Origin of the sequence: Arcobacter sp. CECT 8985 (assembly GCF_004116495.1) — a bacterium.
Taxonomy (GTDB): domain Bacteria; phylum Campylobacterota; class Campylobacteria; order Campylobacterales; family Arcobacteraceae; genus Malaciobacter.
In genome coordinates, this window is the sequence record NZ_PDKC01000018.1 from 1 (window position 1) to 23,894 (window position 23,894).

Here is a 23,894-nt window from a genome sequence, read left to right on the forward strand (position 1 = left end):
TAAATAAACTTAGACTCAAAATTATTTTTCTATTAAAAGATATCTTTTTCTTATTTTGAATAATATTAAATTTATTATAGTTAATTAATGAATAATAACAAATAGTTAAGTAATTAATAGCTACTATTTTTAAAACAATATAAGGGATAAGATGTCAAATAGCAGTAAAATAAATGAAATTTATGAAAAGATAAAGGGTTTAGAAGAAGAATTAAAACAAGAATATGAAAAAAATAAACATAGTTTTCACTTTAGAAAAGCTTTTAATAAATTCCAATTTGATAGGGATTATATAAATAAATATAAAAGTAAAGTTATGAACTCTTTTAAATATTTATGGAGAGAAAGAGTTAGCATAATCTTAACTATTCCTATTATATGGTCAGTTTTAATACCAGCATTTTTATTAGATATATTTGTTACTTTATATCAAAATATATGTTTTCCTATTTATAGAATTCCAAAAGTAATTAGAAAAGAGTATATAATTATTGATAGATATAATCTTTTTTATTTAAATAAAATACAACAGATAAATTGCTTATATTGTGAATATTTCAATGGACTTATGGGATATGTAAGAGAAGTTGCAGGAAGAACAGAACAATATTGGTGTCCTATCAAACACGCAGAAAAAATGCATGATAATCACTCACGATATAATAAATTTTTTGATTATGGTGATGCAAAATCATATCAAGAAAATATTGATAAAGTAAGAGAAGACTTTGAAGATATAAAAAAGGAAAAATAAATGAATTTAAGATTTAATTTAGAAGATATTTCTCAGCTTATTATTGGAGCATTTGCCCTTTGTGTTCCTATTTGTTTTTCACAAGAAGCTTGGAATATTGCTGAAACTTTACCCGAATTAAATCTAATTTTATTAGCAGTTTTAACTATATTTTTTCTTAGTTTTTATGTTTATGGAAGTATTTTTCAATCAAATATAAAATCAAGATTTTTAGTATTTTTATTTAGAATAATTATTGCTTATTTGATTACTATGCTAGTAGTAGCTTTAACTTTGTTTGCTTTGCATAAATTACCAATTTTTACTGATATTTTATTATCAATAAAAAGAGTAATTGTAATATCAATGCCAGCATCAATTGGAGCAATAATCGTAGATGGATTAGATAAGGAGTAAACTCCTTATTCTAATGCATCTTGAACTTTTTCAAAAATAGATACATCTTTAAATATATTAGACTTATCTAATGATTCAATCTTTTTAATATGTCTTTGTTTTAAAACTAGGCATATATCTATACCCAAATCTTTCAATTTTAAAATCAATTCTTCCAAAGTAAAAATTGCAGATATATCCATAAAAGGTACATTTTTACAATTTATAACTAATTTCTTTGTATCTAAAAGTTTATTTATTTCTTCTTCAAAAAAAGATGCAGAACCAAAGAAAAAAGCTCCATTTATATCCAATACTCGAACTTTACTATCTTCTTCATTTATATTTTTATTCTGTATATTTTTTTCTAAGGAAATCTTTAAATTAGCTTCTTTTGATATTCTATAAACAATTAATAAAGAAGCAAGAGTTATTCCCACTCCAACTGCCATAATTAAATCAACAAATACTGTTAAAATAAAAACTATAACCATTACAATCATATCATTTCTAGGAGCAAATCTTGCAACTTTCAAGAATTTATAATCTAATATATCTAATCCTACTTTCATTAAAATACCAGCAAGAACTGCAAGAGGTATTTTTGAAGCAATAGGAGCTAAAAATAGTACAATCAATAATAAAACTACTGCATGGATTATTCCAGATAATTTAGTTCTTCCACCACTTTTAACATTTACTACTGTTCTCATTGTAGCACCTGCGCCTGGAATACCACCTATTAAAGATACTAAAGTATTACCAATACCTTGACCAATTAATTCTTTATTTGAATTATGTTTTGTTTTCGTAATAGAATCTGCAACCAAAGAAGTTAATAAAGTATCAATAGTCCCTAATAAAGCTAAAGTTATAGCTAATACTATAATATCTTTACTTTTTGCAAAGTCAAATGAAGGTATTACAAATTCAGGAATAGAAGTAGGAATTTCACCTATAGTCTTAATATCAAAATTCAATACAATACTAAGAATAGTCATAGAAGTTAATGCTAATAATGCAGGTGGAATTATATTTGCTATTTTTTTAGGAGTTCCTAACATTATTGCTAAAGTTAAAGAAGATAATAACAATGCCTTATAATTCATATTTGAAAAGGTATCACCTAAATGTGATACTGTTTGTATAATTGAACTATGTGCATCAACACCAACAAAAGGATTTATTTGTAGAATTATTATAATTATTCCAATTCCACTCATAAAACCTGAAATAACTGGATAAGGTATATATCTTACAAATTTACCAATTTTAAAAACACCAAACAATATTTGAAATACTCCAGCAAGAAAAACTACACACATTACAGCTTTTAAATCATTATGAAAAACAGTAATTGTACTTGCCATTACAACAGTCATAGGTCCAGTAGGACCTGAAATCTGTGAAGAAGTACCTCCGAATAAAGAAGCAAAGAAACCTAATACTATTGCCCCATAAAGTCCAGCAACTGCACCTGCTCCACTTGCTACTCCAAAAGCTAGAGCTAATGGTAGTGCTATAATTGCAGCTGTTAAACCACCAAAAAAATCACCTTTTAAATTTGACAATTATTCATTCCTTTTATAACTTATCTAAAAGATAAAAATAACTTTAACTTATTTATCTTGACGTGAAGTGTACTCCTTTTTTCCTTATAGTGTATTTTTTCTTTTGTTATATATCTATCACTAAAAAGCTTATATTTAACTACTTTATTTTTATATTTAATCCAAAATTTAGAATCATTTATCAATACATAAACCACTCTTTTTTGTTTAAATTTTAAAAATCTATTTTTTCTTCTTTCAAAAGTTAGATTTATTTTATATTGGTTATTTCCAATAAATAAAACATCACTTTTTTTTAGTTTATATTTACCATCAATAACATTTCCTAAAGCATCTACTTTTAAAGATCCTTTTTCTATACTAAAAGGCATTGAATTATTAAAGTCTTCAATTTCATCTGTCAAAAAAGAACTATTTTTAGCAAAGATTACCCCTGAAATAAAAAATATCAATATAAAAACTTTTTTCATTGTATTTCCTTTTTTATTTGATACAATAATTTTAAAAGATTTTTGTGGAAAAATAGTTTAAGACTCAAAGGATTTGAAAATGAAAATATTTGATTTAATAGTAATTGGAGCAGGAAGAGGAAGTAATTTAGCAGTAAAAGCAGCAAAACTTGGGAAAAAAGTTGCTATTATAGAAAAAGACAAATTAGGTGGAACTTGCCCCAATAGAGGTTGTGTTCCTTCAAAACTTTTGATTGGTTATGCAAATAAAATAAGAGAAATAAAATCATCAAAAAAACACTATATAAACTCTTATATTGATACTATTGACAAAGAAAAAATATTTGAAGATACAAATGATTATATTGATTCAGTAGAAAGTTTTTACGAAAAAAAATTTAATGAAAATGTTACCGTTTATAAGGGTGAAGCTTCATTTATTGAAAATAAAATAATACAAATAAATGAAGATAAAATTACTGCAGAAAATATTGTCATCTCAACAGGTTCAAGACCGGCTGAACCTTTAACAAAAGAATCTTGGACTAGTGATGATATTTTTCCTTTAGAAAAAATACCTAAATCCATTACTATTGTAGGTGCTGGATTTATAGCATGTGAATTAGCAAATTTCTTTGATGCTATTGAAGTAAAAACTATTCAATTAGTAAGAGGAGAAACTTTACTTGAAAATGAAGATAAAGATATTCAAGAGATTTTCAAAAATGAATATACAAAAAATGTAGATGTAAGATTTAATTCATCTATAAAAGAAGCAAAACAAAAAGAAGATTATTTTGATATAGAATTAGAAGATGGTAACTTTATTCAAACCCAAGCTCTTCTTTATGCCATTGGAAGAGTTTCAAATGCAGATACATTAAATTTAGAAAATACAGATATTAAACTAACAAAAAGAGGTTTCATAAAAAGAGACGAATTTTTCCAAACTGATGTAAAAGGTGTTTATGTTGTAGGTGATGCAAGTGGAGAGAATATGCTTCAACACGCCGCTGCATATGAAGTAAACTATCTTTTCAAAATACTTTTTGAAGAAGAGAATAAGCCATTAAAATTTAAATATATGCCACACGCAGTATTTTCAAATCCTGAAGTTGCAAGCGTTGGATTCACAGAGCAAAAAGCTAAAGAACTGAATTTAAATTATGTAATATCAACTACAAGTTGGAAAGCAAGTGCAAAAGCTAAATCTTTAAAAATAGATTATCCAAAAACAAAATTTATATTAAATCCTTATACATATGAAATTTTAGGTTGTCATTTAATTGGTTTTGAAAGTGCAACAATTATTCATCAAGTCCTTGCAATAATGCACATAGAAAACGATATAAGACACTTAAAAGATATGCTATATATTCATCCTGCATTAAGTGAAGTTTTATTGCCAGCTGCTGTAAATGCAGTAAAAGTTATTGAAGAGTATAAAAAGTCACAAGAATCGTGACTTTTTATTGCTTAGTTATTTTGCAAGATTTTCAGCTACGAAATCCCAATTAACTAATTTCCAGAAATTTTCTAAATATGCTGGTCTTGCATTTCTACAGTCAATATAGTATGCATGTTCCCAAACATCACATGTTAATAGTGGTGTTAAACCTTCAGTAATTGGTGTTGCAGCATTTGGAGTTGAAATAATACTTAGTTTTCCACTTGCATCTTTTACTAACCATGCCCAACCTGAACCAAAGTGTGTAACGGCTTTATTTGTAAATTCAGTTTTAAACTCTTCAACAGAACCAAAATTTTCAACTAATGCAGCTTCTAATTCAGATGAAACTGTTGTTTCATTAGGAGTTAAACTATTCCAGAAGAAATCATGATTAAATACTTGTGCAGCATTGTTAAAAACCCCACCTTCTGAATCTTTAATAATATCTTCTAAACTTGAATCTTCGTGCTTTGTACCTGCAATTAATTCATTTAATTTATTTACATATGTTTGATGGTGTTTACCATAATGAAATTCTAAAGTCTCTTTAGACATTAAAGGTGCTAAAGCATCTAAGCTATAAGGTAAAGTCATTAATTCATGTTTCATTTTTAATCCTTTGTTAAATTTGTTTTTGTACTTTCAGAATACAATTAAAAGCTTAAAAGAATTATTATACATAGAAACTAATTTTTATTTTAAGACAATTTTTGTCCTATATAAGAAAGCCTGTTATCTTGTTAAATAAAGGATTCTTCCTTTAAAAGGTTTGTCTAAATAAGAAGCTGTAGGTTTTTTAAATTCAGAACTAAATCCATATGTACTCATTTTTTTACAAAATGTATTATGATTTCCCCTACCTGGATCAACAATTATTATTTCACATTTTTCATTTGCATAAAGATTAATAAAAGAAGATAATAAATCTACATGAGTTCTTTCATATAAAACATCACTTCCTATAATAAGATCAAATTTATTTGTAACAAGCTTTTTATTATGCCAATCTGCTTGAAAGTAAGGAATATTATGATTACTATTTAATGAGCAATTGTATTTTAAAAATCGCCCCACCTCTGGATGATAATCTGTTGCAGTTATATCAGCATCTCTTTCATTTAATAGTAAACTAGCTAACCCTAACCCACAACCTAATTCTAATATACGTTTATTTTTAATATTATATGATGCCATTAAATGTGATAAAACTTTTGAAGAATCCCAAACAATACCAAATAATGGCCACTGTGCAGAAGAAATCCCCATATCTTCTGCAATATGATTTTTATCATAAAATTGTTGATTATCCCTTAACATTGTTAAATGTATATCGAAAGATTCAATCTCCACTGTTGCGTATCTGACCCTATAATTGTCATGTTGAAACATAATAAAATACCTTAATTTATATAATAATTGAAATGTATTAATCGTGGTATTAGGAAGTAGATTTTACTTAAGTAGTTATGTAGTTAGGCAGAATTTATTTGATAAAAACCAGTTTTTCAATTACTTCATCATAGCTAAAATATAAGATAATAGCAAATAATAATTAATCTAATTGCCTTAATTTTAACCTTGAAGCCTTATCTACAAAAGAAAATATTTTATCTATTTCATCTTTTGTTTCACTTTTTTTATGTCCTTTTATCTTTATAATTTCAAAGTCGTACTTTTCATATAATAAAAAAAACTCTTTATAAAGTTCTTTATTTTTAACTTCTTTTCCTGTTTTTGTTAGATAATTATTTGATTGTAATTTTTCTTTTCTATTTAATAAAGACAAGATATTTTGACAATCAGTATATACTATAAATTTATGTTTCAAATCTATATCTTTTAAAGCCCACAAAAAAGTTTGCACTTCTAATTTTGTAGAAGAAGTATCTTCAAAAAATTTTGATTTAATTAACTTCTTATCACAATTTACTATTTCTTCACAAAGTAAATAAGAACCAAAACCAATCTTCTTCTGAGGATTTACACTTCCATCTACAAAAAGTTTATATTTTTTATTCATGTTAAATTATAACATTAAAACTATAAACCTAACTTGCTCATACAAGGATAATCATCCGGTCTTACATCTGTTTCCCAAAGAAGCTTTCTATCTTGTTCATTGATTTTTATATCATTTATACAAGCAAATCTTTTTTGCATAAGACCATTTTCATCAAATTCCCAATTTTCATTTCCATAACTTCTATACCATTGATTATTTTCATCGCACCATTCATATGCAAATCTAACTGCAATTTTGTTTTCTGTATAAGCCCAAAGTTCTTTTATCAATTTATAATTTAACTCTTTTTCAAACTTATTTTTTAAAAAATCAACAATTTGTTCTCTTCCATTTATAAATTGATCTCTATTTCGCCAATAACTATCTATTGTGTATGAAAGACTTATATTTTCTGCATTTTTACTATTCCAAGCATTTTCAGCTAATCTTGCTTTTTTTATTGCACCTTCTAAATTAAATGGTGGTAATGGTTTTTTTTGAATTTTCATAATTTTTCCTTTTATTAACCAAACGATTGTTTGATTTTAAATACAAAAAAAATATTAGTCAAAAAGACTAATAATTTCTTCACCTACTCTTAAATAATCTTCTTTTTTATCATATAGATTCATCATCATTATTGCTCCTTGAGTTAAAGCTACATATTTTTTTGATAGTAAAATTGCTTCTTCTTTATTATATTTATTTTCCAATATATTACTCAAAGAATTTTGCCAATTTAAAAAATAACTTCTTATCTCTTTAGCAAATACTTCATTTTGAAGTGATGTTTCCAATGCAAGATTTCCTAATAAACAACCACCTTCACTATTTAAAAAATATTCATCAACTTTTTTTACAAAAAGTTTCAATTTATCCTTTGCTGTTAACTCATCTTTATAAGAAATAGAATATATATTATTAATAAAATAACTATGTATATATTTTAATGACTCTATGCCTATTTCATCTTTACTTTTAAAATGGTGGTAAATACTTCCTTTTATTAATCCACATGCATCAGCAATATTTGCCATTGAAGTGTTATAATAACCATTTACTTTAAAAAGATGAATTGAATTTTTAAGAATCTCTTCTTTTGATGTTTTTTTTATTGCCATAGTTTTTCCCAAACGATTGTTTGGCAAAATTTTAGCAATATTATTTATAATTGTCAAGAAACAATAAGTAAACTTATATAAAATATAAAAAATTAAAAGGTAATTTATGAAATTTGAAAAACTATATGAAGGTAAGCTAATAAAAAGATATAAAAGATTTTTAGCAGATATAAAACTAAATAATGGTGAAGAGATAACAGCCCATGTACCAAATAGTGGAGCCATGACTTCATGTATTGAAGAAAATTGCCCTGTTTGGGTAACTTTTCATGATAACCCAAAAAGAAAATTAAAGTACACTTTAGAACTAACAAAAATGGGTGAAAACTTAATTTGTACAAACACAGGTGTTGCAAATAAAATTGCAATTGAAGCTATAAAAAATGGAACAATAAAAGAGCTTCAAGGTTATGATAGTTTAAAACCAGAACAAAAATATGGACAAAATAGTAGGATTGATATTTTATTAGAAAATGAAAACAGTGATAAAAAATGTTACGTGGAAGTAAAAAGTGTAAGTTTAAAACTAAATGATACATTAGCTTTTCCAGATGCAGTTACGACAAGAGGAACAAAACACTTAAATGAATTAAGAGATATGGCAAAACAAGGTCATAGAGCTGTAATGTTATATGTTATTCAAAGAACTGATAATGAAAATTTTAGACTTGCAAAAGAGATTGATTTAAAATATTATGAAACATTTCAAGAAGTAATAAAAGATGGAGTAGAAGTTATAGTGTACCAATCAAATATAAATTTTAATGAGATATATATAAGTAAAAGAAAAGAAATTATATAATTTTTTCTTATAATATTACTTTAAAGATACATAACATATAATTATATATCTTTTATAAAGGAAACTTATATGAATAAATTTGACAAAATTAGAAATTTTTGCAGAACTTTTAGAATTTTTCTAGGAATTGCTTTAATTATTGCAGGAATTGTTACAGGAATTTATTGGTTTTATTTAGGAGTAATTCCTTTAATTATTGGACTTACAAACTTTTGTCCATTATGTAAAATTACAAAAAAATGTAGTATTAATTAACTACATTTTTTTCTTTGTTTTATTTGTAGCTTGAGCTTCATGGGGATTTTCTGGCCAATAGTGCTTTTTATATTTTCCCCTAAGTTCTTTTCTTACCTCAGCATAAGAGTTTTGCCAAAAACTTTTTAAATCATACGTAATTTGTATAGGTCTTAAAGCAGGAGTTAATAACTCTATTTGTAAAGGAATTTTTCCATCTAAAACTTTTGGTGTTTCATAAGTACCAAATATCTCTTGTATTTTAATACTTATTTTTGGTTTATTTATATCTGTGTAATTTATTTTTATTTTTGAACCACTTGGAGCATCAAAAAAAACTGGAGCTAATTTTTCTAAATTTTGCTGTTGTTCCCAAGATAAACGATTAATCAAAATATTATATAAATCTAATTTTTTTAGTTCATCAACTGATTTAATGTTTAATAAATATATTTCAAGCCACTCGTCTAAAGTATTAATTAATTCATCATTACAAAAAGATGGAAAATTTAAACTACGATTATTTTTATTTACAAACTCAACTCTTTGTTTTAATGATATTGCTTTTTTATCCCAGTTTAATAACTCCAACCCTTCTGTTTTTATAAGATTAAGTATCAAACTAGGTATTTTATTATTTTGTATTTTTAAAGGTTGAGAACTTAAAGACAAATCTAAAAATGTAGTAAACTCTTTAGCAATAAGTTTGTTTAATTGTCTATCAAAATTCACTATTTGCTGTATTTTTACAAATTCTTTAAAATATTTTAAAATATTAGCAAGTTTTATTTTTAATGCTTGAATTATAAAAGAATCTTTTGACTTAGCATTTATATTAACTGCAACTAAAAATTTTTCATTAAATAAATAACTATTTTTATGAAGTTTTGCACCTTTATTATTACTAAGTTTATACCTAATATCATTTTCATCTCTAATTTTTGCCAACCTATCAGGATAAGCATAAAGAGCCAAAACTCCTAGCATTTCATAATCAAATTTTTCTTTTTTAATTTTTTGTATTTTTTCTAATTTTTTTAAATATAGTCTTGATTCTTTTAAAATAGCATTATTATTACCATATTCATAACAATCAACAAAAGTATTATAAATATCACCTTCTAAATTATTAGTATTTAATATTGAAGCTAAAAGTGAAGCTTCATAAGCAAAACCCAACTCATTTGCTTTTAAAATCATGTATGCAAATCTTGGGTGAATTCCTAAACTTATAGCTTTTTTACCAAAAGAAGTTATATTATATTTTTCATCAATCATTTTTAAATCTATTAAAAGTTTTTTTGCATGTAATATTGAAATTTCATCAGGAATATCAAGCCATTTTAAATCTTCAAAACTATCAATTTGCCATAAAGATAATTCTAATAATGTCTGAGTCAAATCAGTTCTTAATATCTCAGGTTTTGAACTTTTTTCTAAAATCTTTGATTTGTGCCACAACTTATAACAAGTTCCTTCTTCCAATCGCCCTGCTCTTCCTTGTCTTTGAGTAGCAGATTCTAAGGAAATAAAACATAATTCTAAATGGTTCATACCAGTTGAACTATCATATCTTGATATTTTTTCTAATCCCGTATCAATTACTATATTTACACCTTCTATTGTCAAAGAAGTTTGAGCAACATTAGTAGCTAAAATGACTTTTCTTTTCTCTTGTTTATTTATTGCTAAATCTTGTTGTTTTTTATCAAGATTGGAATACAAAGGTAAAACCAAAATATCATCACTCAATTTTAAACTATTTTTTACTTCCATTATTTGTTTAAATCCAGGTAAAAAAACTAAAATATCTTTTTTACTACTCTTTACAGCTTTATTAATAGTTTGCATTACAAGAGTTAAATCATCATAACTTGGCTGTTTTATATTTGGATCTAAATAAATAGTTTTTACTTCATAATTTTTAGCAATTGATGTAACTATTGAAGCTTGTAAAAAACTAGACAATTTTTCGCAATTTAATGTTGCAGACATTATTAAAAGTTTTAAATCGTCTCTTAAAAACTCTTGTATTTGTAAACAAAAAGCCAAAGATAAATCAGTATAAATACTTCTTTCATGAAATTCATCAAAGATAATCAATCCAATATCATCTAAACTTTGACTTGCTTGTATTTTCCTAATTAAAATAGCTTCTGTAACAACTAAAATCTTTGTTTCATCACAAAAACAACTATCTAGTTTCACTTGATAACCTACAGTTTTTCCTACTTCTTCCCCTAAGTTCTTTGCAAGACGCGTTGCAACTACTCTTGCGGCTACTCTTCTTGGTTCTAATACTATAATTTTTTTATTTTTTATATATTGTTCTTGTAAAAGCTCAATTGGAACAACTGTACTTTTACCTACACCAGTTGTAGCTTGAAGGATTATTCTGTTGTTTTCATTTAGTTTTGATTTTAAATCATCTAAGACTTCATATATTGGTAGTTTATTCATCAATATAATTATACTTAAAAAATCTTTTAGCTAATATTTCATATTAAAAAGGATAATTATGGCAAAACAAGCAACAGCTAGACATATTTTAGTTACAACTGAAAAACTAGCAAAAAAATTAAAAAAAGAGATATCAAATAAAGAGATAACTTTTGAAAAGGCTGCAAAAAAGTTTTCAAAGTGTCCATCAGGTAAAAAAGGTGGAGAGCTTGGAATGTTTAAAAAAGGTGATATGGTAAAAGAGTTTGATGAAGTAGTTTTTAACAAAGAGTTAAACAAAGTTCATGGACCAGTTGAAACTGAATTTGGATTTCATCTAATAGAAATAACAGGAAGAATCTAAAGAGATTCTTCTTACGCAAGAGATAAAGCTGAAGCTAAAACCTCTTTTGAAACACTATTTGTTATTAAATCTTTCCAATATGCTTTTCTGTCTTCTAATTCATCAGCAAATTGAAGTTGCATCTTTACATCAAAAAAACCATCATTCATAATCTTCTCATGATAAGAATCATAAACTTTATCTTTATTTGTCAAATCTTTATTATTATCAACAAAATCTTTTAAAGCATGCAAAAAGGCATTTACTTTCAAGTTATCTTCATATATCTGTTCAAAATCTTCATCATCATGAAAATTTGTAATTAATTTAATCATTACATTTAATACATTTTCAACATTTATATCAAGACTTAACTCTTCAAGTTTTGAAGCCATTTCATCTTCATCAAAACAAGTCTCTCTTACAAGAGTTCCTAAAGCCATTTGATAATATATTTGATATTTTGATATGGCATCAACTAAACCATCTTTTTGAAATTTTTGTCTTATTAATTGTTCTTTTTCCATGAAAATATTTTATATTATTTATTGTTGTTTTTAGCTTATATATAATAAAAGTTTTTTTATTGTCATAATTCTTTGGTATAATAAAAATAAAAGATAAAATTTGTTTAAATACAAAAAAGAAAAGAGGTGATCAAAATATTTCTAAATCTAAAAAAAACTAAAATAGCACTTTATGCTATGTTCTTGACAAATAAGTATGGACTAAAACTAAAAAAAACTAAAAATTCAAAAGAGAAAATGAACCTTAGGTTAGAATACTCTTCAAAACTTTTAGAAAAACTCAACATTAGTGTAAATGTTTTAAATAAAGATAAAATACCTTCATCAGGACAATTTTTATTGGTTTCAAATCATAGAAGTATAATTGATCCATTAATTATTGAAATTGCTTTAAAAAACAGTTCTATAAAAGGTTTTTGGGTAGCAAAAAAAGAGTTATACAATTCACTTTTTTTTGGAAGTTTTACAAAAAATGCGGGGTCAATATTAATTGATAGAGAATCAAGTAATATGTCTGATTTTTTCAAAAGAACAAAAGAGATAGTAAAAGAAGGTCATTCAATTTTCATCTTTCCTGAAGGAACAAGAAATACTACAAATGAAGTATTAAATGGATTCAAAGATGGTTCAAAATTAATTGCTTTAAAAAATAGATTAGATATTTTACCAATTTTTATAAAAACAAATGCAAATGAAGCACTAAAACAAGCAATAGAAAATGGTAAAGAAAACATAAAAATTGATGTTTTAATGGGTGAACCTATTAGTTACAAAGATAGAACCTCTTTAGAAGAAAATTATAAAAAACAGTTTAATATCTAAACTGTTTTTTACTATCTATTCATCCAATCAATAATTTGTAAACTAAGATTTTGGGCATCTTCTAAAGGTATATTATGACTATTACCTACTCTACTTTTTATTACAATATTCTCTAAATTCATTTGCTCTAATTTTGCTATTGAATCATGATTTAACAATCTGTCATTTTTACTAAAATAATAATTTATAGGATGTTTAAGTTTACTTATTTTTTCGTATAAATCTTCTCTATTTAATGTAGAGGCTAATTGGGCTAAAAATACATCTTTGCCTAAATCTTCATACATTTTTTGTATTAAATCAATTACAATTTGATCATCTTTATTCTCTAATAAAGAGATTGCTTTTCTCTTGCCTAACAAAGAAAAGCCATTTTTTTTAATTGCTTCAATTCTATCTTTTCTTCTAAATATCTCAATTGAGTTTGTTTTGCTTGGTGTTCCTGCAAGATTAAAAAGTTTTTTTACTCTATGTGGATATTTTATTGTAAAATATGTAGCAATATAACTTCCAAGAGAAAAACCTAAAATATTAATTTTTTCATCTTCAATTTGTTCATTTAAAATCTCATTTATTTCATCATAATCTTCACTATTTGGTATTTTGATATATACAAATTCAAATTTATCATCTAATAAATGTATTAATCTTTGCCATAATCTCTCATCTGTCATAAGTCCAGGTATTAAATATATTTTCTCTTTCATCTCTCATCTTCAAGTATTTTTTTTAAAATATCATATTTATTCTAAAAAGTGACAATAATTAAACACTAAAATGTTCAAAATAGATCATAAATAAATTATAATAATAGAAATTATACATTAGGAGAACTATGAATTCTTTTATAAAAGAAGAGTTAAGAAATTATACGTATATTATTATAGGCTCTATTTTATTAGCACTTTCAGTTAGCATATTTTTTTCACCAAATGAACTTCTTACAGGAGGAACAGCTGGTTTTGCACTTTTACTTCATTATATTACACCACTTAGTATTGGTACTTTAATAATATTGATAAATATTCCTCTTTTACTTATTGGTATTAAGTATTTAGGCAAGATGTTTGCTATTAGAACAATCATTACTCTTATTCTAATTTCAGTTTTTGTAGATTACTTTGATAAATTTCTAGATATTCCAGCATTAGTTCATGACTCAGCACTTAGTGCAATTTTTGGTGGTATTTTAATAGGAATTGGAATTACATTAGTTATAAAAGCTGATTCAAGTGCAGGAGGTTCTACAATTGTAGCTAGAATAGTAAGTACAAAAACAGAGATAAAAGCAGGAGTTATACTTCTTGTAATTGATTCAATGATTATTTTATCTTCATTTCTAGTATTAGAAAATAAAGAAAAAATACTATGGAGTATAGTAAGTATTTATGTTACATCAAAAGTTATTGATACTATTTTAACTGGTAGATTAGATAAAAAAGTTGTATATTTAGTTACAGATAAAACAGAAGAATTAAAAGTAAAAATAAGAGAAGAGCTAGGTCCTAAAGGTACTATTATAAATGGTGATGGACTTTTTGAAGGTGAAAATAAAAAAATGATTTTAATTGTAGTTGAAGTAAGTAAATTACAAAATTTAAGAAAAATGGTTAAAATAATAGATCCTGAAGGCTTTTTAATCATCACAGAAGCAACAGAGATGCTAGGAAGAGGAAACTAAAATAGGCATACGCCTATTTTAAATTGATACAAATTTTTATATATCAATGTAACCTTGTAAATAATTAATAGCTTTACCACTAACTAATACTCTATCATCTTTTACTTCACAATGTAATACCCCTGTTCTTTTAGAAGCTTGAAGAGCAATAAGTTTATTTTTATTTAATTTATCTTTCCATAAAGGAGCAAGTCCTGCATGAATTGAACCAGTTACTGGATCTTCATCTCCTCCATTTGCAGGCCAAAAATATCTAGAAATAAAATCATATTTACCACTATTATCTAAAGCTGTTACAACTACATCTAAAGGTGCTAGTTTTTTAAGAATCTCACTTTTATATGTTACATTTAAAACATCTTCTTTTTTCTCATAAACAGCAAAATATGCTTGTTCACTTTTATAAACCTCTTTAGGAGTTATAGATAAACCTTCTATTATATCTTTTGGCATTTCATCTAAAAATTCTGGTTTTCTATTTGGGAAGTCCATTTGTATTAAATCATCAACTTTTTTTACTTCAAACTCTCCAATAGCTTTTGCAAAAAATGTTAAATTATTAAGCTGTTTATTTTCAGAAAATAAAATATGAGAACTTGCTAATGTTGCATGTCCACAAAATTCTATTTCACAAATAGGAGAAAACCATCTTATATGGTATATATCATCTTTATCTTGAACTAAAAATGCAGTTTCTGATAGATTGTTTTCTATTGCAATATTTTGCATTACACTTTCATCTAACCACTCATTTAAAATAATTACAGCTGCTTGATTTCCTTTAAATAATTCATCTGCAAAAGCATCTACTATATCAATTTTTAATCTCATTTTATACCTTATTTATTTTAAATATTAAAAACCATTTTTTTTAGTTTTTCTAAATAATTTTCAAATGCTATATTATTATAATTTTTTGACTTTTTATTCATAAAACCATGATTATATATACTTATTTCAACTTTTATATTTTCTTTTTCTAATAAAATATTTGATATTTGTTTTGTATCAAAGCATTTTTCATATTTTGCAAAAAATATATTCGTATTAACTTTTGGTTCTAATTGCAAATATTTTCTAATTAAAGAAGGATAAAAACATATTACTTTTTTTAGATTATGCAAATGTAAAGAAGCTAATCTCCATGCAACAGTTCCTCCTGCACTAAATCCAAGAATAACATCAATATTTTCTTTTTTACAAATATTCAATGCTTTTTCAAAATATTTTTCATGTCCGCACTTTTTTATAAAACTCTCATAAGCTTCTTGTTCATCTAAAAAAAAGAGTTTTTCATCTTCATAAGGATCTAAAATATTCAAATTACTTGTAAAGTTTATTAATTCATTAGACAAATAAACTTTACCAAAAATATCTGTCAAAACAAGAATTTTCAAATTTTATAAACCATTAACTATATTAATTGGTTTTTTACCTTCAATTACTCTTTTTGCATTCAATGCAGCTTTATTTCTCATATCAAATTCTGCTTTATCACTATAAAATGCTGTATGCGGATTGATAATAAATCTTCCATCAAGCCATTGTTCTTTGGCTCTCCATGCATCTAACATTAAGCCATCACCAGCTGGCTCATTTGGTAATACATCTAAGTTTACACAATTTAATTGTCCACTTTTTAAAGGTTCATAAAAAACATCTAAATCTTTCACAATTGCACCACGTGCTGTATTTACAATAGAAGCACCCTTTTTCATCTTTGCAATAAATTTTTCATCTATCATCGCTCTTGTTTCATCAGTTAAAGGACAATTTATTGAGATAATATCGCAAGTTTCCAAAAGTTCATCAAGTGTATCAAACCTTTTTGCTCCAAGCATTTTTTCTGTTCCTGCTGATAAATAAGGATCATAAAAATGTGTTTGAAATCTAAGTGCATTTGCTTTTAAAATAACACTTCCTCCAATTCTTCCTGCACCAATTACACCAAGTTTATAATCACTTGTTCTTTTTATATAATCTAGTGTATTTATTTGCCAAGAATCTCTATAATCTCTACATTTATAATCATATCTTGAAATACCTCTTGCAATATTCATAATCATTGCAATGGCACTATCACTAACTTCATCTGTACCATAATCAGGAGTATTTGCTGCGTAAATTCCTTTTTGCTTAAAATAGTCTAATTCTTGAAAAACATCATACCCAACACCATATCTAATCATTGCTTTTAATTTTGGTAATTTATCTACAAACTCTTTTGTAATTTGTTTATGCCAAACTATTATTACTTCTATATCTTCATGTAAACTATCTGATAATTCATCACCTAATACATCTTTTTCAATATAAGGATCAACAACTTTATCAGTTATATAAACTTTATTCATTTATACTCTCTCCTAAAAAATTATATTTATATTTCTTTTGATTTTAAACCTTGTTTTTCATCAAGTCCTAACATAATATTCATACATTGAACTGCTGCACCTGATGCACCTTTTCCAAGATTATCTAATCTTGAAATTACTACCATATCAGTTTCATTTTCATATACAGATATTTCTAATGTATTTGTATTATTACATTTCATTGGATTTAATAACCCATTATCTAAATACTCGTCATTATTTTCTATTATATTTATAAATTTTTCATCTTTATAATATTCTTTATATATATTTAGTATCTCTTCTCTTGAAACTTTTGTTTTAAAATCTTTCTTAACTAAATAACTCATTACAAGCATACCTTGTTTAAAGTTACCAACACTTGGCGTAAAAAGTGGAGCTTCATCTAAATCTAACATATATTTCATTTCTGGTAAATGCTTATGATTTAATCCTAATGAATATGGTCTTTGACCTGCTATATTTTCAAAGCTTCCGCTTTCATAATCATCAATCATACCTTTTCCTCCACCACTAAATCCAGTAATTGAGTGACAAATTAATTTATATGATTTATCTAAAATATCTTTTTTAATTAATGGTTTCATTGCAACTATTAAACCACTTGCATGACATCCTGGAACACAAACTTTAGTTGAGTTTTTTATCTCATCTCTTTGAGTTGGTGTAAGTTCAGGAACACCATATGTCCATTTTGGATTTGTTCTATGTGCTGTACTTGCATCAATAACTTTTACTTTTTCATTTGATATTAAACTAACAGAGTGTTTTGAAGCAGCATCAGGTAGACATAAAAAAACTAAATCTGCACTATTTAATAACTGTTTTTTTACTTCATCATTCTTTTTATCTTCTTCATTAATTGTAAGTAATTCTATTTCATCTCTATTTTCTAACATTTCATGAATTTTTAGACCTGTTGTACCATATTGTCCATCTACAAAAATTTTATATTTCATTTTTACCTCTAAAATATTATAATTATTACTTCACAAGTTTATCTAAAATTTGTTTTCATTAGGATTTTATAAAATAAGGAGTTTCATTGAACAATCAAAAAAATCTTTTCATTTCTACATTTATAGTTATGATATGCACATATTTATATATATTTGGAGAAGAAAAAACTATAAATCTAATTTCAAAAGAGTACATTTATATAATAGCATTTACAATAGTATCACTAACTTTTTGTTTTTTTAAATTTAAACTGAAAGATTTTCAAGTAGTAGAATTTATTCCCACAAATAATGTTTCACTAAAATCAACAGTTATATTTTTTATAATTTTTGAAATATACGATTATTTTAGTGAAGATGGTTTTAAAGGAATGATATCACAATGGTTTATATATTGGATACTTGGAGTTACAATACTTATTTTAACTCATACAATAAATTATTATAAAAATTATCAAATACTACGAAAAATAAGTTAATTTTTTTATTCTATAATAAAACCTAACTTTTTTATTTTTTATAAAACACCATAAAATGGCTATTTTCCACTAGTGTTACAATAATTGTAACCAAGATGTTACCAGCTTAATTTATAATTCCAACATCAAATTTCAAAAAAGGAAAATAGTCAATGAAGAAAGTATTATTATTCACAGCTTTAGCATTAAGTACAACAATAGCTTCAGCAGCAGATATTAAAGGTAGTGGAGCATCGTTCCCATATAGTGTTTACCAATCATGGATTAAAGCATATCACAATGCAACACAAGTTCAAGTTGATTACGTAAAAAAAGGTAGTTCAAGTGGAATTAAAGATATTAAAGCAAGAGCAGTTGATTTTGCTGGTTCTGATGCACCTTTAAATCCAAACCAATTAAAAAAAGCTAGATTATATCAATTCCCTGCAGTTGTTGGTGCAGTTGCAATTAGTTATAACGTTCCAAATGCAAAAGGTTTAAAATTAAGTAGAGAAGCTTTAGCTCAAATTGCTTTAGGAAAAGTAAAATATTGGGATAACTCTTTAATTACAAAAACAAATCCAAATATAGATCTTCCACATAAAAAATTAACTTTTGTTCATAGAGCTGATGGTTCTGGTACTACATTTAACTTCACATACTACTTAAGTAAAATTTCTAAAGAGTGGAGAAAAGAATTCGGTGCTAAAAAATCTTTAAATTGGCCTGGAGATCATCATGTAGGTGGTAAAACAAATACAGGTGTTGCAGCATTAGTAAAACAAACTCCATACTCAATTGGTTATATCGATTATGCAGATGCTAAAAATAATAACTTACATATGGCTACAGTAGAAAATAAAGCAGGAAACTATATTAAACCTGAATTAAAATCTTTTCAAGCAGCAGCAGCAAAAGCTGATTTAGATCCTAAAAAAGATTTCTTTGCAGTAATTGGTGATCCAGCAGGTGAAAAAGTATATCCAATCGTTGCAGCTACATTTATCCTTTTACCAAAAGAAAAACCAGAAGTTAATAAAAAAGTTACAGCTTTTTATAACTACTCGTTTAAAAATAGTGCTCATTTAGCAACTGAATTAGGTTATGTTCCATTACCAGATAGTTTAACTAGTAAAATTAGAAAATACTGGTCAGAAAAAGGTGTAAACTAATCAGTAAAAATAAAGCGTAAGTCTTATGACTTACGTTAATCTCAAATTGATGGTCAGGTAATATGGAAAAAATTTTTAAAAACGTCTCTTTATTAAGTGCTTCACTTGTACTTGTAATATTAATCGGAATATTCGTTACTCTATTTATGTCTTCAAAACATGCAATGAATGAGTTTGGTCTTGGTTTTATAACAAACCCAGCATGGCAAACAGAAGTTGCATTAACTCCACAAGAAGCTAAAAACACGGTTGTTGATGAATATAGTCTTTTCCCAGATGAAGAGCCTACAAAAACAATTTATGGTGGTTTAGTTCCAATTATTGGTACTGTTCTTTCAACTTTAATTGCATTAGCATTTGCACTTCCAATTGCAATGGGAATTGCAGTATTTTTAGCAGAAATTGCACCCAAAAATGTATCACATGTTGTAGGAATAGCTATTGAGTTGCTTGCTGCAATTCCTAGTATTATATTTGGTATGTGGGGGCTATTTTATTTTGCTCCTATAATTCAAAAGTTAGTTGGAGGTTATCAAGTATCTTTACTAACAGCAGGACTTGTTCTTGGTATTATGATTTTACCATTTATGGCTGCAATTACTAGAGATAGTATGAAAACTACTCCTGATATTTTAAAGGAGTCTGCATACGCTTTAGGTGCAACAAAATTTGAAGTTATTAAAGATGTAATTTTCCCTTATTCAAAAGTTGGTATTATAGGTTCAATTATTTTAGCATTGGGTCGTGCATTAGGTGAAACAATGGCCGTTGCTTTTCTAATTGGTTCAGTTTTCGAACTTCCAAAAGCATTAAATTCACCTACAATTTCAATTCCAGTAGCACTAGCAAACAACTTTGGTGAAGCAACAGGACTTGGTGCTTCTTCATTATTTTATTTAGCATTTTTACTATTTTTAATTAGTTTTATAGTTATTTCAATTGCTAAGTTTTATTTTCTTAAAAAGGTTAAATAATGAGATTACTACTAAATAAAATAGTACTTCTTTTAGCTATTTTATCTGCGTGCACGGGTTTAGCTTTTTTAGCTTGGATTTTAATAACACTATTTTTAAAAGGAATTACTTCATTTCATTTTAGTTTATTTGTAGATGATTTAATTAGTAATGGACTAAGAAATTTAATTGTTGGTCAATTTATTATGGCAGGACTTGCTTCATTAGTTGGTATTCCAATTGGTGTTCTAGCTGGAGTATATCTTCAAGAATATGGATATAACAGCAAGTTCACTAGAATAGTAAGAGACTTAAACGATATTATGGTTAGTGCTCCATCAATTGTAATAGGTGCTTTTGTTTATGCAATTATTGTTATTCCATCTGGAGGAGCAAGTGGTTTTGCAGGAAGTATTGCTCTTACAATTATGATGATTCCAATTGTAATTAATACAACAGATAATATGCTTTCATTAGTTCCTACAGAACTAAGAGAAGCTGGTATTGCAATTGGAGCTAGTAAATATAGAGTTATTATGGATATTATTGTAAAAGCTGCAAAAGTTGGTATTATGACAGGACTTCTTTTATCTTTTGCAAGAATTATAGGAGAAACTGCACCATTACTATTTACAAGTGGTACAAGTAACTATTTTACTTTAGATTTAACACAAACATTTCCATCTTTAACTGTAAGTATTTATGACTTAGCAAATGACCCAGTACAAGCAAGTAGAGATTTAGCGTGGGCTGCTTCATTCATTTTAACAGCATTAGTTCTAATGATTAATCTACTTGGAAGATATTTAACAAGACACAAAGGATAAAATTAATGTCAATTATGAATATAGAAAAATTTAGCTTCAAATATGCAGGGGCTAGTGAAGACTCTTTAAAAAATATAAATTTACCTATCAAAAAAAATAAAATCACTGCATTAATTGGTCCTAGTGGTTGTGGTAAATCAACACTTCTTAGATCATTAAATAGAATTCATGATTTATATCCAAATAATAAATATGATGGAAGATTGATGCTTCTAAACCAAAATTCAAATAAAATGGAAAATATTTTAGATATAAAAAAAGAAAATGATTTTATAAAACTAAGACAAAGAGTTGGAATGATTTTCCAAAAACCAACTCCATTTCCAATGAGTATATTTGATAATGTTGCCTATGGCCTTAAAATAGCAGGTGTAAAAAACAAAACTGAACTTGAAGATAAAGTTGAAGCTGCTTTAAAAGGTAGTGCACTTTGGGATGAAGTTTCTGATAGACTAGATAAAAGTGCGATGGGTCTTAGTGGTGGTCAACAACAAAGATTATGTATTGCAAGAGCAGTTGCTGTAAAACCAGATTTATTGCTATTTGATGAACCAACTTCTGCACTTGATCCAATATCAACAGCAGCAATTGAAGAACTTATTACAAGATTGAGAAATGAAGTAAGTATTGCTATTGTTACACATAATATGCAACAAGCTAGTAGAATTAGTGATTATACAGCATTTATGTATCTTGGAAATTTAGTTGAATACAATCATACAGAAGACATTTTCATCAATCCAAAAGAGAAGAAGACAGAAGATTATATTACAGGGAGATTTGGTTAATGTTAAAAAAATATACTCAAGATTTAGAAAATTTACATGATAAAGGTGTAAATATTGTAAGAAATATTCTAAAATCAAACAATTATATCCTTGAAGCATTGCAGACTAATAATCTTAATGTTTTAGATGATGCAAGAAATTGTTTAAAGCCTATTTCAAATGAGAGTTTAGAAATAGACAATGGGATAGTTAAACTCTTAGCACTAGAGACACCAGAAGCAAGTGATTTAAGAAGAATTGTTTCTTTTTTTAAAATAACAAATGAACTTCAAAGAACTGCTTCTAATACAAAAGGTATTATTAAAAATTTTGAACTTTGTTATAATACATTAGATAAAAAATATATAGAAGAGTACACAATTCCACTTCAAAAAACAGCAGTTTCTTGCCTTGAAGGTCTTTTAGCCATGACTGAAAGTACAAATGAAAATGTAAAAGAAAAATTTAATCTAGTTTTTGAAGCACAAGAAAAAACTGATGAACTATATAACCTTTTTCAAGATAATTTAATGAAAGAGAACAAAGAAATTGAAGAGTTCAATCAATATGCAAAAGTTCTTAATACATTAAGAAAATATGACAAAATTGCTAATAGATCACTTGATATTGCTTATTTAATTGTTTATGCAAAACTTGGTGGAGTATTAGGTGAAGTAGAGATTTAATCTCTACTTCATCAAATCTCTTCAATACTTACCTAAAATAAAGTAATAATACTTTAAGTCTACAAGATGTAAAATATTTTTCTCAAAGGAGAAAATATGAATGATATTTTAAAACCAAGAAATATAAATAACTTAAATTTAAAAAATTCACTAATTATGGCACCATGTTGTATGTATAGCGCACAAAAAGATGGAAAACTTACACATTTTCACTTTTCTCATTATGAAGCAAGAGCAATTGGTGGAGTTGGACTTATTATAATTGAAGCAACTGCAATTGAACCAAAAGGTAGAATTTCTGATAAAGATTTAGCATTATATAATGAAGAGCAAGCATTACTACACAAACAACTTGTAGAAAATTGCAAAAGTTATGGAACAAAAATGGGAATTCAATTAGCCCATGCAGGAAGAAAAAGTCAAGTTGAAAATTCAACTCCTATTGCTCCAAGTAGTATAAGATTCAATGAAGAATATAAACTGCCCAAAGAAATAACAATTGAAGAGATTGAAAAAATTAAAAAGTCTTTTGTAGATTCTGCAATTTTAGCAAAAGAAGCAGGATATGATTTAATTGAACTTCATAGTGCACATGGATATTTACTTTGTGAATTCAATTCACCACTTACAAATAAAAGAGATGATATTTATGGTGGAAGCTTAGAAAATAGATGTAGATTAACAGTTGAAATAGCAAAAGAGATAAAAGAAGCAACAAATATTGCTTTAAGTGTAAGAATTAGTGCAACAGAATGGAGTAAAGGAGGATGGAGCATAGAAGATAGTATTTACTTATCAAAAGAGCTTGAAAAAGTTGGAGTTGATGTAATTCATGTATCTGCTGGTGGAAATCAATCAAATCCAGAAAATATGCCAAAACTTGAACCTTTATATCAAGCTAATTATGCAAAACAAATAAAAGAAAATATTAATATTCCTGTTATTGCAGTTGGATTGATCAATACATATGAACAATGTCAAGAAGTTTATGATAAAAATTGTGCTGATTTTATTGCAATGGGAAGAGAACTACTTAGAAATCCAAATTTAATTCAATATTTCTTAAAAAAAGAAAATAAGCAAGATGAGTTCCAAGGACAATATTCAAGAGCTTTTAAATAAGAAAG

The 23,894-nt window shown here is 26.2% G+C and carries 29 protein-coding genes; 15 read left to right on the plus strand and 14 right to left on the minus strand.

The window, feature by feature from the left end; all coding sequences use genetic code 11:
• Positions 1–151: 151 nt before the first annotated feature.
• Complete coding sequence (locus tag CRU93_RS08675; protein WP_129103806.1) at positions 152–754, plus strand: hypothetical protein; 603 nt, start codon at positions 152–154, stop codon at positions 752–754.
• Positions 755–1,150 (plus strand): DUF2391 family protein, encoded by a 396-nt coding sequence (locus CRU93_RS08680; protein ID WP_129103807.1) that lies wholly within the window; start codon positions 755–757, stop codon positions 1,148–1,150. It abuts the gene before it with no gap.
• 5 nt (positions 1,151–1,155) lie between these two features.
• On the opposite strand, the gene CRU93_RS08685 is transcribed toward CRU93_RS08680, so the two are convergent.
• Both CRU93_RS08685 and CRU93_RS08690 read right to left on the minus strand, forming a co-directional pair.
• Positions 1,156–2,700, minus strand: a complete 1,545-nt coding sequence (locus CRU93_RS08685; RefSeq protein ID WP_129103808.1) for a SulP family inorganic anion transporter — start codon at positions 2,698–2,700, stop codon at positions 1,156–1,158.
• Between the two features lie 20 nt (positions 2,701–2,720).
• Complete coding sequence (locus CRU93_RS08690) at positions 2,721–3,170, minus strand: hypothetical protein (protein WP_129103809.1); 450 nt, start codon at positions 3,168–3,170, stop codon at positions 2,721–2,723.
• 79 nt (positions 3,171–3,249) lie between these two features.
• Here CRU93_RS08690 and CRU93_RS08695 point away from each other — a divergent pair, with 79 nt between their 5' ends.
• Complete coding sequence (locus CRU93_RS08695; RefSeq protein WP_129103810.1) at positions 3,250–4,614, plus strand: NAD(P)/FAD-dependent oxidoreductase; 1,365 nt, start codon at positions 3,250–3,252, stop codon at positions 4,612–4,614.
• A gap of 15 nt (positions 4,615–4,629) precedes the next feature.
• Here CRU93_RS08695 and CRU93_RS08700 read toward each other — a convergent pair whose 3' ends face one another.
• The 5 genes from CRU93_RS08700 to CRU93_RS08720 all read right to left on the minus strand — a co-directional run bounded on the left by CRU93_RS08700 (position 4,630) and on the right by CRU93_RS08720 (position 7,722).
• The gene (locus CRU93_RS08700; protein ID WP_129103811.1) at positions 4,630–5,208 is read right to left on the minus strand and encodes a superoxide dismutase; all 579 of its coding nucleotides are present in this window, start codon (positions 5,206–5,208) and stop codon (positions 4,630–4,632) included.
• A gap of 123 nt (positions 5,209–5,331) precedes the next feature.
• Positions 5,332–5,988 (minus strand): methyltransferase, encoded by a 657-nt coding sequence (locus CRU93_RS08705; protein WP_129103812.1) that lies wholly within the window; start codon positions 5,986–5,988, stop codon positions 5,332–5,334.
• A 163-nt stretch (positions 5,989–6,151) separates the two neighbouring features.
• A complete protein-coding gene (locus CRU93_RS08710) occupies positions 6,152–6,619 on the minus strand; it encodes a ribonuclease HI (protein ID WP_129103813.1) in 468 nt (155 codons plus the stop codon).
• Between the two features lie 20 nt (positions 6,620–6,639).
• Positions 6,640–7,110, minus strand: a complete 471-nt coding sequence (locus tag CRU93_RS08715; RefSeq protein ID WP_129103814.1) for a nuclear transport factor 2 family protein — start codon at positions 7,108–7,110, stop codon at positions 6,640–6,642.
• A 54-nt stretch (positions 7,111–7,164) separates the two neighbouring features.
• The gene (locus tag CRU93_RS08720) at positions 7,165–7,722 is read right to left on the minus strand and encodes a TetR/AcrR family transcriptional regulator (protein WP_164967657.1); all 558 of its coding nucleotides are present in this window, start codon (positions 7,720–7,722) and stop codon (positions 7,165–7,167) included.
• Between the two features lie 106 nt (positions 7,723–7,828).
• Between CRU93_RS08720 and sfsA the strand changes: the two genes are divergently transcribed.
• Together sfsA and CRU93_RS08730 are read left to right on the plus strand one after the other, a co-directional pair.
• Positions 7,829–8,524, plus strand: coding sequence for a DNA/RNA nuclease SfsA (gene sfsA / locus CRU93_RS08725; RefSeq protein WP_129103816.1), 696 nt, complete (start codon positions 7,829–7,831; stop codon positions 8,522–8,524).
• Between the two features lie 69 nt (positions 8,525–8,593).
• A complete protein-coding gene (locus CRU93_RS08730; protein WP_129103817.1) occupies positions 8,594–8,779 on the plus strand; it encodes a DUF2892 domain-containing protein in 186 nt (61 codons plus the stop codon).
• Here CRU93_RS08730 and hrpB read toward each other — a convergent pair whose 3' ends face one another.
• Positions 8,780–11,218: an ATP-dependent helicase HrpB gene (gene hrpB, locus CRU93_RS08735; protein ID WP_129103818.1), complete on the minus strand. Its 2,439-nt coding sequence runs from the start codon at positions 11,216–11,218 to the stop codon at positions 8,780–8,782.
• A gap of 58 nt (positions 11,219–11,276) precedes the next feature.
• On the opposite strand from hrpB, the gene CRU93_RS08740 reads away from it, so the two are divergent.
• Positions 11,277–11,561, plus strand: a complete 285-nt coding sequence (locus CRU93_RS08740; RefSeq protein WP_129103819.1) for a peptidylprolyl isomerase — start codon at positions 11,277–11,279, stop codon at positions 11,559–11,561.
• A gap of 11 nt (positions 11,562–11,572) precedes the next feature.
• Here CRU93_RS08740 and CRU93_RS08745 read toward each other — a convergent pair whose 3' ends face one another.
• Positions 11,573–12,067 carry a hypothetical protein gene (locus tag CRU93_RS08745; protein ID WP_129103820.1) on the minus strand — a complete coding sequence of 165 codons (495 nt, stop codon included), beginning with the start codon at positions 12,065–12,067 and terminating at the stop codon, positions 11,573–11,575.
• Between the two features lie 126 nt (positions 12,068–12,193).
• Between CRU93_RS08745 and CRU93_RS08750 the strand changes: the two genes are divergently transcribed.
• Positions 12,194–12,889 carry a lysophospholipid acyltransferase family protein gene (locus tag CRU93_RS08750; protein ID WP_258238870.1) on the plus strand — a complete coding sequence of 232 codons (696 nt, stop codon included), beginning with the start codon at positions 12,194–12,196 and terminating at the stop codon, positions 12,887–12,889.
• Positions 12,890–12,900: 11 nt separating this feature from the next.
• Here the strand turns inward: CRU93_RS08750 and CRU93_RS08755 are convergent, their stop codons facing one another.
• Complete coding sequence (locus CRU93_RS08755; protein ID WP_129103821.1) at positions 12,901–13,596, minus strand: alpha/beta fold hydrolase; 696 nt, start codon at positions 13,594–13,596, stop codon at positions 12,901–12,903.
• Between the two features lie 128 nt (positions 13,597–13,724).
• On the opposite strand from CRU93_RS08755, the gene CRU93_RS08760 reads away from it, so the two are divergent.
• A complete protein-coding gene (locus tag CRU93_RS08760) occupies positions 13,725–14,570 on the plus strand; it encodes a YitT family protein (RefSeq protein ID WP_129103822.1) in 846 nt (281 codons plus the stop codon).
• 36 nt (positions 14,571–14,606) lie between these two features.
• Here the strand turns inward: CRU93_RS08760 and CRU93_RS08765 are convergent, their stop codons facing one another.
• The 4 genes from CRU93_RS08765 to argC are packed head-to-tail and all read right to left on the minus strand — an operon-like array spanning position 14,607 to position 17,904.
• The gene (locus CRU93_RS08765) at positions 14,607–15,401 is read right to left on the minus strand and encodes a PhzF family phenazine biosynthesis protein (protein ID WP_129103823.1); all 795 of its coding nucleotides are present in this window, start codon (positions 15,399–15,401) and stop codon (positions 14,607–14,609) included.
• 17 nt (positions 15,402–15,418) lie between these two features.
• The gene (locus CRU93_RS08770; RefSeq protein ID WP_129103824.1) at positions 15,419–15,967 is read right to left on the minus strand and encodes a dienelactone hydrolase family protein; all 549 of its coding nucleotides are present in this window, start codon (positions 15,965–15,967) and stop codon (positions 15,419–15,421) included.
• A 3-nt stretch (positions 15,968–15,970) separates the two neighbouring features.
• Positions 15,971–16,924 (minus strand): NAD(P)-dependent oxidoreductase, encoded by a 954-nt coding sequence (locus CRU93_RS08775; protein ID WP_129103825.1) that lies wholly within the window; start codon positions 16,922–16,924, stop codon positions 15,971–15,973.
• Positions 16,925–16,950: 26 nt separating this feature from the next.
• On the minus strand, positions 16,951–17,904 hold the full coding sequence (argC, locus tag CRU93_RS08780; RefSeq protein ID WP_129103826.1) for an N-acetyl-gamma-glutamyl-phosphate reductase: 954 nt from the start codon (positions 17,902–17,904) through the stop codon (positions 16,951–16,953).
• 86 nt (positions 17,905–17,990) lie between these two features.
• Here argC and CRU93_RS08785 point away from each other — a divergent pair, with 86 nt between their 5' ends.
• From CRU93_RS08785 to CRU93_RS08815, 7 genes are all read left to right on the plus strand, one after another.
• Positions 17,991–18,383, plus strand: a complete 393-nt coding sequence (locus CRU93_RS08785) for a hypothetical protein (protein ID WP_129103827.1) — start codon at positions 17,991–17,993, stop codon at positions 18,381–18,383.
• Positions 18,384–18,535: 152 nt separating this feature from the next.
• Positions 18,536–19,534, plus strand: a complete 999-nt coding sequence (pstS, locus tag CRU93_RS08790) for a phosphate ABC transporter substrate-binding protein PstS (protein WP_129103828.1) — start codon at positions 18,536–18,538, stop codon at positions 19,532–19,534.
• A gap of 62 nt (positions 19,535–19,596) precedes the next feature.
• Entirely contained in the window at positions 19,597–20,508 is a 912-nt protein-coding gene (pstC, locus tag CRU93_RS08795; protein ID WP_129103829.1) for a phosphate ABC transporter permease subunit PstC, read from the plus strand.
• Entirely contained in the window at positions 20,508–21,314 is an 807-nt protein-coding gene (pstA, locus tag CRU93_RS08800; RefSeq protein ID WP_129103830.1) for a phosphate ABC transporter permease PstA, read from the plus strand. The genes pstC and pstA overlap by 1 nt, the downstream gene beginning before the upstream one ends.
• Before the next feature lie 5 nt (positions 21,315–21,319).
• Positions 21,320–22,102, plus strand: coding sequence for a phosphate ABC transporter ATP-binding protein PstB (gene pstB / locus CRU93_RS08805; protein ID WP_129103831.1), 783 nt, complete (start codon positions 21,320–21,322; stop codon positions 22,100–22,102).
• The gene (locus CRU93_RS08810; RefSeq protein WP_129103832.1) at positions 22,102–22,767 is read left to right on the plus strand and encodes a PhoU domain-containing protein; all 666 of its coding nucleotides are present in this window, start codon (positions 22,102–22,104) and stop codon (positions 22,765–22,767) included. The genes pstB and CRU93_RS08810 overlap by 1 nt, the downstream gene beginning before the upstream one ends.
• Before the next feature lie 96 nt (positions 22,768–22,863).
• A complete protein-coding gene (locus tag CRU93_RS08815) occupies positions 22,864–23,889 on the plus strand; it encodes a tRNA-dihydrouridine synthase (RefSeq protein ID WP_129103833.1) in 1,026 nt (341 codons plus the stop codon).
• Positions 23,890–23,894: the final 5 nt, after the last annotated feature.